The sequence below is a fragment of the Siculibacillus lacustris genome, from assembly GCF_004328075.1.
In the GTDB taxonomy this organism is placed as follows: domain Bacteria; phylum Pseudomonadota; class Alphaproteobacteria; order Rhizobiales; family Ancalomicrobiaceae; genus Siculibacillus; species Siculibacillus lacustris.
On record NZ_SJFN01000018.1, the window covers coordinates 32,713 to 49,111 of the forward strand.

The 16,399-nt window shown below is 70.7% G+C and carries 6 protein-coding genes; 3 read left to right on the forward strand and 3 right to left on the reverse strand.

The window, feature by feature from the left end:
- Positions 1-16 precede the first annotated feature (16 nt).
- Positions 17-781, forward strand: coding sequence for a response regulator transcription factor (locus EYW49_RS13145; RefSeq protein ID WP_131310045.1), 765 nt, complete (start codon positions 17-19; stop codon positions 779-781).
- A gap of 114 nt (positions 782-895) precedes the next feature.
- Here EYW49_RS13145 and ptsG read toward each other — a convergent pair whose 3' ends face one another.
- The 3 genes from ptsG to EYW49_RS13160 form a co-directional block, all read right to left on the reverse strand.
- Positions 896-2,713, reverse strand: a complete 1,818-nt coding sequence (gene ptsG / locus EYW49_RS13150; protein ID WP_131310046.1) for a PTS glucose transporter subunit IIBC — start codon at positions 2,711-2,713, stop codon at positions 896-898.
- A 16-nt stretch (positions 2,714-2,729) separates the two neighbouring features.
- A complete protein-coding gene (gene ptsP, locus EYW49_RS13155) occupies positions 2,730-5,351 on the reverse strand; it encodes a phosphoenolpyruvate--protein phosphotransferase (RefSeq protein ID WP_206365465.1) in 2,622 nt (873 codons plus the stop codon).
- Between the two features lie 79 nt (positions 5,352-5,430).
- Positions 5,431-5,994 (reverse strand): NADPH-dependent FMN reductase, encoded by a 564-nt coding sequence (locus tag EYW49_RS13160; RefSeq protein ID WP_131310047.1) that lies wholly within the window; start codon positions 5,992-5,994, stop codon positions 5,431-5,433.
- Positions 5,995-6,575: 581 nt separating this feature from the next.
- Between EYW49_RS13160 and EYW49_RS13165 the strand changes: the two genes are divergently transcribed.
- Positions 6,576-15,140: a GH36-type glycosyl hydrolase domain-containing protein gene (locus tag EYW49_RS13165; protein ID WP_131310048.1), complete on the forward strand. Its 8,565-nt coding sequence runs from the start codon at positions 6,576-6,578 to the stop codon at positions 15,138-15,140.
- Entirely contained in the window at positions 15,137-16,396 is a 1,260-nt protein-coding gene (locus tag EYW49_RS13170; protein WP_131310049.1) for an efflux RND transporter periplasmic adaptor subunit, read from the forward strand. The genes EYW49_RS13165 and EYW49_RS13170 overlap by 4 nt, the downstream gene beginning before the upstream one ends.
- The last annotated feature ends 3 nt before the right edge of the window (positions 16,397-16,399 follow it).

Consider the following 16,399-nt stretch of genomic DNA (forward strand, 5'->3'; position numbering starts at 1 on the left):
GGTGAAAGGAAACGGCATGCCCGGCCTGTTGGTGGTGGACGATACGCCGATCGTCCGGTCGACGGTGCGCAACGTCATCGAGCGGGCCGGGATCACCTTCGATCCCCTGCTCGAGGCCTGCAACGGCGACGAGGCGGTGGCCTGCGCCCGTCGCTCCGCGCCCGACGTGGTGCTGATGGACATCCGCATGCCGGGCATGGACGGCCTGGAGGCGGCGGCGATCATCCGCGCCGAGCATCCCGAGACGCGGATCGTGTTCTTCACCGCCTACGGCGAATTCGCCTATGTCCAGCGGGCGCTCAAGCTCGGGGCGGTCGACTATCTCCTGAAGCCGCTGCGGCCGGCGGCGCTCGGCGACCTGTTGGCGCGGCTCGCCGCGGAGATCGCGACCGCCGATCCGCACGCCGCCCGTCCGCCGCGGGTCGAACCGGCGGCGCCGACGCGCAACGATCCGGTGGCGCGCGCCGTCGCCTACATCCAGCGCAACTACAAATCCGCGTCGATCTCGCTGGGCGAAGTCGCCGAGGCGTCGCACCTCAGCCCGTCGCATCTCGCCCATCGCTTCCGCAAGGAGGTCGGCACCGGCTACCAGCACTACGTCACCGGCCTGCGGATCGGCGCGGCGCGCTCGCTGTTGGTGACCAGCGATCTGTCGATCCCCGAGATCGCCGAAGAGGTCGGCTATCCCAACCTGACCAATTTCTATCGGCTGTTCCAACGGGAGACCGGCATGACGCCGGCGGCCTTCCGCCGCGGCCCGCCACGTCCGGCGGCGGGCTGACCGCGGCCGGCGCCCGCGACGCCGCGATGATCGAACCGCGCCTCTGAGACGCCGAGAGCCGCCGCCCGTGCCCGAGGGCAGGACGGCGGCTGTCGAGGCGCGTGCGATCGTCGCTCAAGCGGCGGCCAGCGCCGCGCCGACGGTAGCTGCATCGTTGCCGACCACCAGTTGGTAGTTGCCGTTGCCGAGGGTGGCGACGGCGTGGACGCCGTGGGTCTTGGCGGCGGCCTGATCGAACTTTGCGCCGTCGCGCAGTTCGATGCGGATGCGGGTGCCGGCGACGACTTCGGTCGAGACCACGTTCGCGCGACCGCCGAGGGTGACGAGCAGGGCCGAGGCTTCGGTCGCCGCCGCGGAAATCGCCGTCGCGGTGGGTGCGACGACCGCCGCGGGGGTCGCGGCCGCCGGCGGCGGGGAAACGGTCGCGGCGGGCGCGGTGGTGGCCGCGGTCGGGCGGGTCTGCAGATATTCCTCGAGATCTGTCTTCATGTTCTCCGATCGGGTGCCGAACACCGCCTGGACATTGTTGCCGACCACCATGACGCCGGCGGCGCCGAGGGTCTTGAAGGCAGGCTGGTCGACCTTGGCGAGATCCCGCACGCCGACCCTGAGGCGCGTGATGCAGGCGTCGAGATCGGCGATGTTGTCGCGGCCACCGAAGGCGGCGACCAGTTTCTGCGAGGTCGCGAAGCGGGCGGGAACCACCTCGGCGGTCGTGCCGGACGGGGCGGCGGCGAGGATCGGATCGACATCGTCGCCTTCGTCTTCGCGACCGGGGGTCTTGAAGTCGAATTTGACGATGAGGAAGCGGAAGACCCCGTAATAGACCACCGCATAGATCGGTCCGAGGATCAGGGTCATCCACCAGTTCTGCGCATTGACGCCGAAGACGTTGAACAGCAGGAAGTCGATGCCGCCCTGGGAGAAGGTGAAGCCCATGTGGATCTGCAGCGTATTGGCGACGAACTGACTGGTCGCGGCCAGCACCGCATGGATCGCATAGAGCGGCGGGGCGACGAACAGGAACGAGAACTCGATCGGTTCGGTGATGCCGGTCAGGAACGAGGTCAGCGCGGCGGAGATCATCATGCCGCCGACCTTGACCCGGTTCTCCGGCCGGGCGGTCTGCCAGATGGCGATGGCCGCGGCGGGCAGGCCCCACATCTTGAACAGGAAGGCGCCCGACAGGATGCCGGCGGTGTGGTCGCCGGCGAAAAAGCGGGTGATGTCGCCATGGACGACCTCACCGGCGGCATTGGTGAAGCTGCCGATCTGGAAGAAGAACGGGACGTTCCAGATGTGATGCAGGCCGAAGGGGATCAGCAGGCGTTCGACGAAACCGTAGATGGTCGCGGCGGTGCGCGGATCGCTGTCGGCGGCCCAATGGGAGAACGTATTGATGCCGTTCTGGACGGTCGGCCAGATCAACGACAGCAGGACGCCGACGAAGATCGCGGCGAGGCCGGTGACGATCGGCACGAAGCGTTTGCCGGCGAAGAAGCCGAGGTAACTCGGCAACTCGATCCGGTAGTAGCGGTTGAACAGCGCCGCGGCGACCGCACCGATGATGATGCCGCCGAACACGCCGGTGTCCATCGACGGCATGCCGAGGATCGGCACCGGGGTGACGCCGTAGAACACCGCCATCACGCCCATGGTGCCGACCATGACGACGAAGCCGACCACCGCGGCGATCGCCGCGACGCCGTCGTTCTTGGCCAGCCCGAGGGCGACGCCGACCGCGAAGATCAGCGGCAGATTGCCGAAGATCGCGTCGCCGCCCTTCTCCATCACCTTGGAGACGATCACCGGCAGCCACGAGAAGTGCGAGGCGCCGATGCCGAGCAGGAGACCTGCGATCGGCAGCACCGCCACCGGCAGCATCAGGGCCTTGCCGATCTGTTGCAGAATTCCGAAAGCCGATTTGAACATGGTCGTATCCTCGAGATCAGGCGTCGAGCCCGGCGTCCGCCAGAAGGCGGCGCACGGCGTCGCCGCTGTCGGCGCGACGGGCGGCTTCGGCGAGTTCGGTGCAGCGTTTCAGGGTCAGGGTGCGGATGCGCGCCTTCAGCGCCGGGATCGCCGCCGGCGTCGCCGAGAGTTCGGTGACTCCGAGGCCGATCAGGACGGGGGCGGCGAGCGGTAGCGAGGCGAGGGCACCGCACACGCCGGTGACCCGGCCATGGATCCGCGCGCCCTCGGCGGCCATGGCGACGAGGCGCAGGACGGCCGGGTGGAGCGGATCGATGCGATCGGCGAGGCCGGCGTTGCCGCGGTCCATCGCCAGAGTGTACTGGGTCAGGTCGTTGGTGCCGATCGAGAAGAAGTCGGCTTCGGCGGCGAATACTTCGGCGAGCAGTGCCACCGAGGGGACTTCGACCATGATCCCGACCTCGATCGGCGTGGTGCGGCCGAGGGCGCGGCTCTCGGTCTCGACGACGCGGCGGACCTTGCGCAGATCCTCGAGGGTGGCGATCATCGGCAGCATGATGCGCGCCTGGCCGTGCGGTTCGATCCGCAGGATGGCGCGAATCTGGGTGCGCAGGAGTTCGGGGCGGGCGAGGCTCAGGCGGATGCCGCGCATGCCCAGCGCCGGGTTCTCTTCCTTCGGCGGATCGGCATAGGGCACCTGCTTGTCGGCACCGGCGTCGAGGGTGCGCACGATCAGCGGGCGGCCCTGAAGTCCGGTGGCGACCGCCTGATAGCGCATCAGTTGCTCGTCCTCGCTCGGCGCGGTGGCGCGATCGAGGAACAGGAATTCCGAGCGCAGCAGGCCGCAGCCTTCGGCGCCGTTGCCGAGGGCCCCGGCGACGTCGTCGGCGCCGCCGAGATTGGCGAAGACCTCGATGCGGGTGCCGTCGGCCATGTGGCAGTCGCCCGCGGCGGCGGCGAGATCGGCGGCGGCGCGGTCGCGGCGGACCGTGGCGGCGCGGCGGGTCACTTCGATCGCTTCCGCCGGCGCGCCGATGCGCAGGGTTCCGGCGTCGGCATCGAGCAGGCAGGGTTCGCCGTCGGGGATGCGCAGCGCGTCGGGGCCGACCGCGACGATCGCCGGAATACCGCGCGAGGCGGCGAGGATCGCCAGATGCGAGGTCGGGCCGCCGCCGGCCAGCACGATGCCGACCACCCGGCTCAGATCGAGCGCGGTGAACTGCGACGGCAGGAGATCGTCGGCGAACAGCACGGTGTCCGGCGCGAAGTCGGGGGCGACGTCGTGGTCGCCGGACAGGGCGAGCAGCACGCGGCGCTGGACGTCGAGGAGATCGGCGGCGCGTTCGATCAGGATCGGCTTGCCGAGGGCCCGCAGCGCCGCGACTCGGGTCTCGATCGCGGTCTTCCAGGCGAAGCCGGCGCTCTTGCCGGCGGCGATCAGGGCATCCGAAGCGGCGCGCAGATCGGGATCGTCGAGGAAGGCGAGATGGGCGCCGAGGATCTCGCCCTGCGGTCCGGCGGAGGGGCCGAGCGCGGCGATCTCCGCGGCGATGGCGCTGCGGGTGGCGTCGAAGGCGACGGCGAGCGCCGCGGCCTCGGTCGCCGGATCGGCGCCGGCTTCGACGACGGTGGCGATCGCCAGGATCAGGCGATGGGACACGCCGACGGCGAGGCCCGGTGCGGCGGTGACGCCGGTCAGATCGAGGGCGGTGCCGGCGGCGATCGGCGGTGACGCGGCGACCGCAGCGGCGGGCGCCGGAGTCGCCGACGGCGTCGATGCGGCGGACGGGGCGGGGGCAGTTTCGGCTGCTTCGGTGCCGAGCATCGCGGCGATCCGGGTGGCGGTGGCGGCGGCGTCGGGACCGGTCGCCTCGATGGTCAGCACCGCGCCGCATTCGGCGCCGAGCAGCATCAGGGCGGTCGGGCTCTTCGGATCGGCGCGGCGGCCGTCGAAACTGATGGTCACCGCGGATTGCGTCGACTTGGCGAAGGCGGCGAGCAGGCCGGCCGGGCGGGCGTGGATGCCGAAGGGATCGGTGAGGGTCACGGTCCGGCGCTCGACGGCGCCGTCCGACGCCGCGGGTGCGGCGGGCGCGGCGGGCGTCGCGGTCGCGCCGTCGACGGGATGGATGTCGACCAGGGCGTCGCCGGCGGCGACCACGCGATCGGTGGCGACCGCGCTGAGGCTGAAGGCGCCGCCGTTGGTGAGGATGATCGGCACCATCAACGACCGCACCAACTGGGACACGACGTCCATGTCGAAATCGATCAGCGGCTCGCCGGTGGAGACGCGGTCGCCCTCGGCGACGTGGGCGGTGAAGCCCTCGCCCTTCAGGCCGACGGTGTCGAGGCCGATGTGCATCAGGATCTCGGCGCCGTCGTCGGCCCTGAGGGTGAGCGCATGACGGGCGCGGTGGATCGAGGTGATGACGCCGTCGAAGGGCGCGCGCAGGGTCGTCGCGGTCGGATCGATGGCGAAGCCGTCGCCGAGGACCCGCCCGGAGAACACCGGGTCGTCCACGGCCGACAGGGGAATGAGCCACCCGTCGAGGGGCGCGCACAGGCGCGCGGGCTTCGCAGGGGCGAGGGCGGCGGAGGCGGCGGGGGCTCCGCCGGAAACGGACGAAACTTGATCCACGGTTCGACGTCCTCTTTGTGAGAGTGGAGTGGCCGTCCCGCGGGAGTTCGGGACGGTCGCTGTCGTGGCGGCGGCGCGGTCAGCGCCGCAGGTTGGTCGCCGTCCAGGCGGCGAAGGCGGCGAGGAAGGCCGTCAGAAAGGCGTGGGTGTTCTCGTCGGTCAGATCGCCGGAGAGATCGAACAGCCGATCGACGTGGCCGAGGTAGACCTCCGGCTGCTGCAGGGTCGGCACGTCGAGGAACACCAGCGACTGGCGCAGATGGTGGTTGGCGCCGAAGCCGCCGATCCCGCCGGGCGAGACGCTGACCACCGCGCCGGGCTTGCCGGCCCAGACGCTGGCGCCATAGGGCCGCGAGCCGACGTCGAGGGCGTTCTTCAACGCCGCCGGGACCGAGCGGTTGTATTCCGGCGTGACGAACAGCACGGCGTCGACGGCGGCGACCGCCTCACGGAAGCGGGTCCAAGCGACGGGCACGACGCCGTCGTCGAGGTCGGGGTCGTAGAGCGGCAGGGCGCCGATCTCGACGATGTTCATGACCAGCGACGCGGGGGCGTTGGACTTCAGCCAGGTGGCGATCCGGCGGCTGTAGGCCTCCTTGCGGAGGCTGCCGACGAAAATGCCGACCGAGTGGGGGGAGGTCATGACGGGTCCTCGAATGGGCGGGGTGGCTGCCTCGATCGAGCGGGCCGTGAATCGGGCAACGGGAGGCGGTCGGGGCCCGATTTCGAACCGAAGCCTAACGACGAGATCGCCGATCGCGGGAGAATCGGAAACTACTCGAGCCGTCGTCGCCGGCGTCCCACGCCGATGCGCCGCGGGCGGCGAGCGGTCTCGCGTCGCGTCCGAGCGGCGCGGGGGGCGAGCGAAAGCCGATCGCAATGTCGCCCGCAGTCGCCCGGAACGCCATGTTTCGGCCGTCGCCGCTCGGTGTGCAGTCGGGGGAGGGCGGCCGCGGAACGGGGCGAAACGGCTCCCCCATCGCGCGCGGGCGGGCGCCGGGGGGCGCGACGCGCGGGGCTCGAGTAGTTTCCGAACCTGTCGCGGTTGCCCCACACCGGCCTAGTCTCGACCGTCGGCAGACCTTGCCGACCTCGTCCTCGTCCCCGCCGGCCTCCCGCAACCGCACCGCACCACCGGATGCGCGACGGGCCGTCGCGGTCGGGACCGGGTCGCACCACCGCAGCGTCGCGCGCGGTGGGCGGACGTTTGCCGGAAAGGCGCCCATGAATACGATCTTCGGTCAGCTCTTCGCCCGCCGCGCCGCTTCGAGCCCGTGGGCGGATACCGAACCGGTCCGCGAAGAGACCTTCGGCGTCGAGCGGCTCGAGCAACATGCCGAGAGCCTCGCGGCCGCCCAGCCGGTGACCACGCGCCCGCCGTGGGTGGTGCCGCTGCGCTCGCGCCTGAACGCCAACGCCGCCGTCCTGCTCGCCGCCTATCGGGCCGGTGCGGCGGAAGTCGAGGCCGGGGCCGAAGTGGTGCCGGCGGCGGAATGGCTGCTCGACAACTACCACGTGGTCGAGGAACAGATCCGCGAGATCCGCGACGACCTGCCGCCGGGCTATTATCGCCAGTTGCCGAAGCTCGCCGACGGGCCTTTCGCCGGTTATCCGCGGGTGTTCGGTCTCGCCTGGGCCTTCGTCGCGCAGACCGACAGCCATTTCGACCCGGAGATCCTGCGCCGCTTCCTGCTCGCCTATCAGCGCATCCAGCCGCTGACCATCGGCGAGCTGTGGGCGGTGGCGATCACCCTCAGGATCGTGCTGGTCGAGAACCTGCGCCGGCTGACCGATCAGATCACCGCCGGCGGCGTGGCCCGGCGCGATGCCGATGCCCTGGCCGATCGCCTGCTCGGGGCGGGTGACGCCCGCGCCGCGCTCGAGTCCGACATCGCCACCCGCTCGACCGCGCCGCTGTCGGGCGATTTCGCCAGCCAGCTCGCCAAGCGCCTGCGCGATCAGGATCCGAACACCACGCCGGCGCTGGGCTGGCTGCAGGAGCGCCTGGAACGCCAGGGACGATCGATCGGCGACGTGGTGCAGGCCGCGCAGCAGCGGCTGGGCGCCTCCAACCTCACCGTGCGCAACGTCATCACCAGCATGCGGCTGATCTCCGACATCGACTGGGCCGACCTGTTCGAGAGCGTCAGTCTGGTCGATGCGCGCCTGCGCGCCGCCAGCGGCTTCGCCGACATGGACTTCTCGACCCGCAATCTCTACCGCAGCGCGGTCGAACAGCTGGCGCGCGGCTCACAGTCGAGCGAGCTCGAGATCGTCGATCTGGCGCTCGAGGCGGCGCGGCTGTCGGCGGTCGGCGTCGCCGATCCGGTCCAGGCCGATCGCCTGCGCGATCCGGGGCATCATCTCATCGCCGCCGGGCGCCTGGCGCTCGAGCGGGCGATCGGCTTCCGCCCGCCGCCGCGGCTGTGGATCGGGCGCATCAACACTCGCCTCGGCATCGGCGGCTACGTCGGCGCGATCGTGGCGACGACGGTGATCCTGCTCGCTCTGGTGCTGTGGGGGATCGCGACCCGCGGCGTCGACCTCGGATGGCTCGCACTGCTCGCGGTGGTCGGCTTCCTGCCGGCCAGCGAGTTGGCGACCGCCCTGGTCAACCGACTGGTCACCTGGAGTTTCGGCGCGGTGACGCTGCCGGGCCTCGAACTGACCGGCGGCGTCCCGGAATCGCTGCGCACGATCGTGGTGGTGCCGACGCTGCTGACCAGCGAGGCGGATCTGCTCGAACAGATCGAACGCCTGGAAGTCCATCACCTGTCGGGGAGCGGCGGCGATCTGACCTTCGCCCTGCTCGCCGACGGGCTCGATTCCGACCGCGAGGAACTCGACGGCGACGCGGCCCTGACGACCCTCGCCGAAGAGGCGATCGCCCGACTGAACCAGCGCCACGGGCCCGGCCCGGGCGGCAAGCGCTTCCTGTTCCTGCATCGCCGGCGCGTCTGGGACGCCTGTGAAGGCGTGTGGATGGGCTGGGAGCGCAAGCGCGGCAAGCTGCACGAGCTCAACCGCCTGCTGCGGGGCGCCACCGACACCACCTTCGTCGTCGATCCCGACGGCGTCGCGCCGGTGCCGGCGAACGTGCGCTTCGTCATCACGCTGGACGCCGACACCCGGCTTCCGCGCGATGCGGCGATCCGCCTGATCGGCAAGATGGCCCATGCGCTGAACCGGCCGCGTTTCGATGCGGCCGCGCAGCGGGTGGTCGACGGCTATGCCATCCTGCAGCCGCGGGTGACGCCGTCGCTGCCGGTCGGCCGCGAGGGCTCGTTCTATCAGAAGGTGTTCTCGGGCCCTCAGGGCATGGACCCCTATGCGTCGGCGGTGTCCGACGTCTATCAGGACCTGTTCGGCGAAGGCTCCTACACCGGCAAGGGCATCTACGACGTCGACGCCTTCGAGGCGGCTCTGGCCGGGCGCGTCCCCGACGACACTCTGCTCAGCCACGATCTGTTCGAAGGCATCTTCGCCCGGGCCGGTCTGGCGTCGGACGTCGAGGTCGTCGAGGAGGCGCCGTCGCGCTACGACGTCGCCGCCAAGCGCCAGCATCGCTGGACGCGCGGCGACTGGCAGTTGCTGCCGTGGATCTTCGATCTGCGTTCCGGGCTGCACCACGTGCCGGCGATCGGCCGGTGGAAGATGATCGACAACCTGCGGCGCTCGCTGCTGGCGCCGATGACGATGCTCGCTTTCGGCGCGAGCTGGCTGCTGCCGACGCCGATCGCCCTGCATCTGGTCCTGGCGATCTTCGGCGGGATCGTGATCGCCGCATTCCTGCCGACGATCTCGGCGGTGCTGCCGCGGCGGGCCGGATTCCGGCTGCTCAACCACCTCGAGCTGCTCGGCGCCGAACTGAAGCTCGCCGCCGTCCAGACCATCCTCACCGTCGCCTTCCTGCCCGATCGGGCGTGGCGCATGGGCGACGCGATGATGCGGACGCTGGTGCGGCTCTACGGGACCCGTCGCCTGCTCCTCGAATGGACCACCGCGGCGCAGTCGCACGGCACGCCGCGCCTCGACACCCTCGGCTTCTACCGTCTGTCGTGGGGCGGGCTGCTCCTCGGTCTCGGATCGGCGGCGGCGGTGCTGGCCGTCTCGCCGGCCTCGTGGCCGATCATCGTGCCCTTCGCCGCCCTGTGGGCGCTGGCCCCGGCGATCGCCGCCTGGGCGAGCCGGGCGCCGCGCTCGGCGGCGCGGATGATCGTGTCGGCGGACGACCGGCGCGAACTGCGTCTGACGGCGCGGCGGACCTGGCGCTTCTTCGAGACCTTCGTTGGCGCCGCGACCAACGGCCTGCCGCCGGACAATTTCCAGGAGGATCCCACCCCGGTGGTGGCGCAGCGGACTTCGCCGACCAATCTCGGTCTGGCGCTGCTCTCCGCCGTCGCCGCCCGCGACTTCGGCTGGTCGGGGACGCGCGCCACCGTCGAACGGCTCGAGGCGGCGCTCGGGGCGATGCACGCCCTGCCGCGATTCCGCGGCCATTTCTTCAACTGGTACGACACCGCGACCCTGCAGGTCCTCGAACCGGCCTATGTCTCCTCGGTCGACAGCGGCAATCTGGCGGGCCATCTGATCGCCGTCGCCAATGCCTGCGAGGAATGGCGCGACGGCGTGCTGGCCGCCGATGCCCGGGCGGGCCTGGGCGATGCGCTCGATCTGGCGCGGGCGAGCTTCGTCGACCTGCATCCGGCGGCGGAAGAGCGCGGCCGCCAATTCCTCGGCGTGCTCGACGAATTCGCGGTCGAACTGGCGAGCGATCGCCCGATCACCGCGCTGGCGCCGGTGCTGAAACGCCTCGCCGACAAGGCGGTGGGCCTCGCCCGCGGCTTTGCCGGGCCGTTGCCCGACGACGGCTCCGACGATCTGATCTCCTGGACCGAGGCGCTGCGGCGCACCCTCGGCGAACACGTCCGCGACCGGGCGACCGACGACGTGCAGGAGGCCGCCTGGGCCGAACGCATGACCGGCGTCGCCGCGACGGCGCGCGCACTCGCCCTGGAGATGGACTTCGCCTTCCTGCTCGATCCCGAACGCAAGCTGCTGTCGATCGGCTTCTCGGTCGCCGACAACCGGCTCGACACCAACTGCTACGATCTGCTCGCCTCCGAAGCGCGGCTGGCCAGCCTGTTCGCGGTCGCCAAGGGCGACCTGCCGACCCGCCACTGGTTCCGCCTGGGCCGCGCCGCGACGCCGCTCGGCAACGGTTCGGCGCTGATCTCGTGGTCGGGATCGATGTTCGAATATCTGATGCCGTCGCTGGTGATGCGGGCGCCGACCGGCAGCCTGCTGGAGCAGACCAACCGTCTGGTGGTCGAGCGTCAGGAGGCCTACGGGCGGTCGCGCGGGGTGCCGTGGGGCATCTCGGAATCCGCCTACAACGCCCGCGACATCGAGTTCACCTACCAGTATTCCAACTTCGGAGTGCCCGGGCTCGGCCTGAAGCGCGGGCTCGCCGACAATCTGGTGATCGCCCCCTATGCCACCGGCCTCGCCACCATGGTCGATCCGACCGGCGCCCAGCGCAACTTCGAGCGGCTCGCCGCAATGGGCGCGCGGGGGCGCTACGGTTTCTACGAAGCGCTCGACTTCACCCGGTCGCGCCTGCCCGACGACGAGACGGTGGTGATCGTCCGCTCGCACATGGCCCATCATCAGGGCATGACCATCGTCGCCATCGCCAATGCCCTGCAGGCGGGGCGGATGCGCGAACGCTTCCATCGCGAACCGATGATCCAGGCCTGCGAACTGCTGATGCAGGAACGCATGCCGCGCGACGTCGCGCTCGCCCGGCCGCAGGCCCAGGAGATCAAGGCCTCGGCCTCCGGCGTGGAGAGCCGCGGCGTGACCGTGCGCCGGGTGCTCACCCCGGGCTTCGAACAGCCGATCACCCATCTCCTGTCGAACGGCCGCTACGCGGTGATGTTGACTGCGACCGGCGCCGGCTACAGCCGCTGGCGCGACGTCGCGGTGACCCGCTGGCGCGAGGACGTCACCCGTGACGACTGGGGCAGCTTCGTGTTCCTGCGCGACACCCAGAGCGGCAACGTCTGGTCGGCCTGTGCCCAGCCGCTCGGCCGCAACGTCGAGGACGACGTGGTGGTGTTCGGCGAAGACCATGCCGAATTCATCCATCGCGACGGCGCCCTGACCACGACGCTCGACGTCCTGGTGTCGGGCGAGGACGACGGCGAGGTCCGCCGCCTGTCGCTGACCAACGGCGGCCGCCGGCCGCGCGAGATCGAACTGACCTCCTATGCCGAACTGGTGCTGGCCCCGGTGGCGGCCGACGCCGCCCATCCGGCCTTCTCCAAGATGTTCGTCGAGACCTCCTATCTCGACGAGTTCGGGGCGCTGATCGCCACGCGGCGGCTGCGTACCCCCGACGAACCGACGATCTGGGCCGCGCATTTCGTCGTCGTCGAAGGCGAGACGGTGGGCGATCCCCAGTACGAGACCGATCGCGCCCGCTTCCTCGGACGCGGCCACAACATCTCCGACGCCGACGTCGTCACCCGCGGGCTGCCGCTCGGCGACACCGTCGGCACCGTGCTCGATCCGATCTTCTCGCTGCGCCGGCGGGTGCGGGTGGCGCCGGGCAAGGTGACCCGGGTCGCCTTCTGGACGGTGGTCGCGCCCACCCGGGCCGCGCTCCTGGCGCTGGTCGACAAGCATCTCGACCGCAACGCCTTCGATCGGGCCAAGACGCTGGCCTGGACCCAGGCGCAGGTGCAGCTGCACCACATCGGCGTGGACACCGCCGAAGCCGCCGACTTCCAGCGACTGGCCGGGCCCATCCTCTATTCCGATCGGCGGTTCCGGCCGTCGTCGTCGGCGATCATCCGCGGTCTCGCGCCGCAGTCGAATCTGTGGTCGCTGGCGATCTCCGGCGATCTGCCGATCGTCCTGTTGCGCATCGACGCGGTCGAGGACATCGCCAGCGTCCACCAGCTGCTGCGGGCGCACGAATATTGGCGGATGAAGCGCCTCGCCGTCGATCTGGTGATCATCAACGAGCACGCCTCGTCCTACATGCAGGACCTCCAAGGGGCGATCGAAACGGCGGTGCGCAGCAGCCAGTCGCGGCCGACGCTCGGTGACGCGCTGGCCCAAGGGTCGGTCTACGCCCTGCGTGCCGACCTGCTCAGCGTCGAGGCCCGGGCCCTGCTCGAATCGGTGGCGCGCGTCGTGCTGATCGCCCGGCGCGGCACGCTCGCCGAACAGATCGCCCGGATCGCGGCGATCCCGCCGGCCCCACGCCGGCCGATCCGGGCGCTCGGGCGTTCCCCCCGGACGCCTCCGGTCGCCGCCCGCCCGACCGCGGGCCTCGAGTTCTTCAACGGCCTCGGCGGCTTCGCGCTCGACGGGCGCGAATACGTCACCGTCCTCGAAGGCGGCCGCACCACGCCGGCGCCGTGGCTCAACGTGATCGCCAACCCCAACTTCGGCTTCCAGGTCTCGGCCGACGGCAGCGGCTACACCTGGGCCGAGAACAGTCGGGAGAACCAGATCACCCAATGGTCGAACGATCCGGTGTCCGATCCCTGCTGCGAGGCGATCTACATCCGCGACGAGATGTCGGGCGTGCTGTGGACGCCGACGGCCAAACCGATCCGCGACGGCGGCAATCACGTCGCCCGTCACGGCCGCGGCTACAGCCGGTTCGAATTCGATTCCGACGGGATCCATTTCGATCTGCTGCAATACGTGCCGCTCGAAGATCCGATCAAGATCTCCCGCCTGACCTTGCGCAATCGCTCGGCGCGCCCGCGGCGGCTGTCGATCACCGCCTATATCGAATGGGTGTTGGGAACGGCGCGGGGCGCCTCGGCGCCCTTCGTCACCACCGAAATGGACCGCGAGACCGGGGCGATGACGGCCCGCAATCCGTGGAACATCGCGGCATCCGGCCGCGTCGCCTTCGCCGATCTCGGCGGTCGCCAGACCGCCTGGACGGCGGACCGGACCGAATTCCTCGGTCGCAACGGCCACACCGCGGCGCCCGACGCGCTGGTCACGTCGGCGCCGCTGTCCGGCCGGACCGGCGCCGGCTACGATCCTTGCGCCGCGCTCCAGTGCGTCGTCGAGATCGCCCCCGGCGACAGTCTGGAGGTCGTCTTCTTCCTCGGCCAATGCGCGACCATCGAAGCGGTCCGCACCCTGGTGAATCGCTATCGCACCATCGATCTCGACGCGGTCTTCGCCGAGGTCGAGGCCCGCTGGGCGACCCTGCTCGGCACCGTGCAGGTCGAGACCCCCGACCGGGCGATGGACATCCTGCTCAACGGCTGGCTGCTCTATCAGACCATCGCCTGCCGGATCTGGGCGCGCTCGGCCTTCTATCAGGCGAGCGGGGCCTACGGCTTCCGCGATCAGCTGCAGGACGGCATGGCGCTGGCCTTCGCCCTGCCGCAGGAGACGCGGGCGCATCTGCTGCGCGCCGCGGGCCGCCAGTTCGTCGAAGGCGACGTCCAACACTGGTGGATGCCGGGCACCGGCAAGGGTGTGCGCACCCGGATCTCCGACGATCGGGTGTGGCTGGCCTTCGCCGCGGCGACCTATGTCGCGACCTCGGGCGACACCGGCGTGCTCGACGAGAGCGTGCCCTTCCTCCAGGGTCCGCGCCTCGCGGCCGGTGAGCACGACGCCTATTTCCAACCGATGATCGCCGACGACCGGGCCAGCCTCTACGAGCACTGCGCCCGCGGCCTCGATCAGGCCTTCGAACTGACCGGCGCGCTCGGTCTGCCCTTGATGGGCACCGGCGACTGGAACGACGGCATGAACCGGGTCGGCGAAGGCGGCACCGGCGAGAGCGTCTGGCTCGGCTGGCTGTTGTTGCGCACCGTCGCCCTGTTCGCGCCGATGGCCGAAGGCCGCGATCCGGCGCGTGCCGAGCGCTGGCGGGTCCGGGCGGCGGCGATGAGCCATGCGCTCGAGACGCAGGCCTGGGACGGCGCCTGGTATCGCCGCGCCACCTACGACGACGGCACTTGGCTCGGCGCCGCCGACAGCGAAGCGTGCAAGATCGACTCGATCGCCCAGTCCTGGGCGGTGTTGTCGGGCGCCGCCGATCCGGAACGGGCCAAGATGGCGATGGCGTCGATGGCCTCGCAGTTGGTGCGCCCGGACGACGGCATGGCGCTCCTGTTCACGCCGCCCTTCGACGTGACCGAACACGATCCCGGCTACATCCGCGGCTATCCGCCGGGCCTGCGCGAGAACGGCGGCCAGTACAGTCACGCCGCGATGTGGGCGATCCTGGCCTTCGCCGAGCTCGGCGAGGCCGATGCCGCCAACTATCTGTTCTCGCTTCTCAACCCGATCAACCACGCCCTGACCCCGGAGGCCACGGCGCGCTATCGGGTCGAGCCCTATGTGGTCGCCGCCGACGTCTATTCGGTCGCGCCCCACGTCGGGCGCGGCGGCTGGACCTGGTACACCGGCTCGGCCGCCTGGATGTATCGTGCCGGCGTCGAGGGCATCCTCGGACTGCGCCGCGAAGGGGCGCAGTTGGTGGTCGATCCGGCGATTCCTGCGGCTTGGCCGGGATTCTCGGCGACGGTGCAGATCGACGGCGGACGGATCGAGATCTCGGTGACGCGCGCGTCCGGCGCCGGTGGCGGCGGGTCGAAGGCCGAACTCGACGGGGCGCTGATCGCCTGGACCGAGAGCGGCGCCCGCGTGCCGCTCGACGGCGCTCCCCATCGCCTGACCATCGCCTGGACGGGGCGGCAGGCGACGATCCTCCCCCATCGCGTGGTGACGCCATGACCGACCTCTCGTCTCCGGCGAAGACGCCGTCGCGGCGCGCGAAGATCTCGGCCCGGACGCTGTGGTTGGCGGCCGGCGGGGCGGTGGTGGTGGCCGGCGTCGGCTGGGCCATCGCCGACCACTATGCGACCGATCCGCTCGCCGGCGTGCTCACCGCGCCGGCGGTGGTCGGCGACGTCGAACTGGCGGTGCTGGCGACCGGCACGCTCAGACCGGTCAAGCTGGTGGCGGTCGGGGCTCAGGTGTCGGGCCGGGTGACGGCGATGAAGGTGGCCGTCGGCCAGATGATCAAGGCCGGGGATCTGGTCGCGACCATCGACGACGTCAATCAGCAGAACGCCGCCAAGACGGCGCGGGCCGGTCTCGCCGCGGTCCAGGCGCAGTTGCAGGAGAAGCAGGCGACGCTGGCCTATGCGATGTCGGCGTTGGCGCGCGAGGAGATCACGCTGGCCGAAAAGGCGACGTCGCGCGACGCCTACGAAGTGGCCGCCACCACCGCCAAGACCACGCGCTTCCAGATCGCCGCGCTGACCGCGCAGATCGTCCAGGCGGAGGTGGCGGTGGCGACCGCCGACGTCGATCTCGGCTATACCCGGATCATCGCGCCGCAGGACGGTACGGTTCTGTTGGTGGTCACCCAGGAGGGCCAGACGGTCAATGCGGCGCAGTCGGCGCCGACCATCGTCATCCTCGGTCAGGTCGACCGCATGACGGTGCGCGCCGAGATCTCCGAAGCCGACGTGGTGCGGGTGAAGCCGGGCCAGGCGGTCTATTTCACCATCCTCGGCGATCTCGTGACCCGGTGGGACGCGAAGCTCGAGACCCTCGATCCGGCGCCGGATTCGATCCGCTCGGATTCGAGCCTGGTCACCGCCAGCACGTCGTCGGCGACCAGCTCGTCGTCCTCGGCGAGCTCGGCCGCGGTCTACTACTACGGCCGTTTCGACGTCCCCAATCCGGAGGGCCGGCTCAAGACCTACATGACGGCCCAGGTCCACGTGATCCTCGGGGCGGCCAAGGGGGTGATCACCGTGCCGTCGTCGGCGGTGTCGGTCGACGCCGAGGGTGGCCACAGCGTCGACGTGGTCGGATCGGATTCGACGATCGTCGCGCGCGCCGTCGAGATCGGGATCGACGACAAGATCCGGGTCGAGATCCGTTCGGGGCTGAAGGTCGGGGAGAAGGTCGTCTCCAATCGCAAGTCGGCGGGCTTCACCAAGACCACCAGCAACCGCCGGCCGCCGGGGGGTCTGTGACCG

What these genes read in the sequence shown, in the direction of transcription:
- EYW49_RS13145 (WP_131310045.1), top strand. Translation starts at nt 17, where the DNA reads ATGCCCGGCCTGTTGGTGGTGGACGATACGCCGATCGTCCGGTCGACG.
- ptsG (WP_131310046.1), bottom strand. Translation starts at nt 2,713, where the DNA reads ATGTTCAAATCGGCTTTCGGAATTCTGCAACAGATCGGCAAGGCCCTG.
- EYW49_RS13160 (WP_131310047.1), bottom strand. Translation starts at nt 5,994, where the DNA reads ATGACCTCCCCCCACTCGGTCGGCATTTTCGTCGGCAGCCTCCGCAAG.
- EYW49_RS13165 (WP_131310048.1), top strand. Translation starts at nt 6,576, where the DNA reads ATGAATACGATCTTCGGTCAGCTCTTCGCCCGCCGCGCCGCTTCGAGC.
- EYW49_RS13170 (WP_131310049.1), top strand. Translation starts at nt 15,137, where the DNA reads ATGACCGACCTCTCGTCTCCGGCGAAGACGCCGTCGCGGCGCGCGAAG.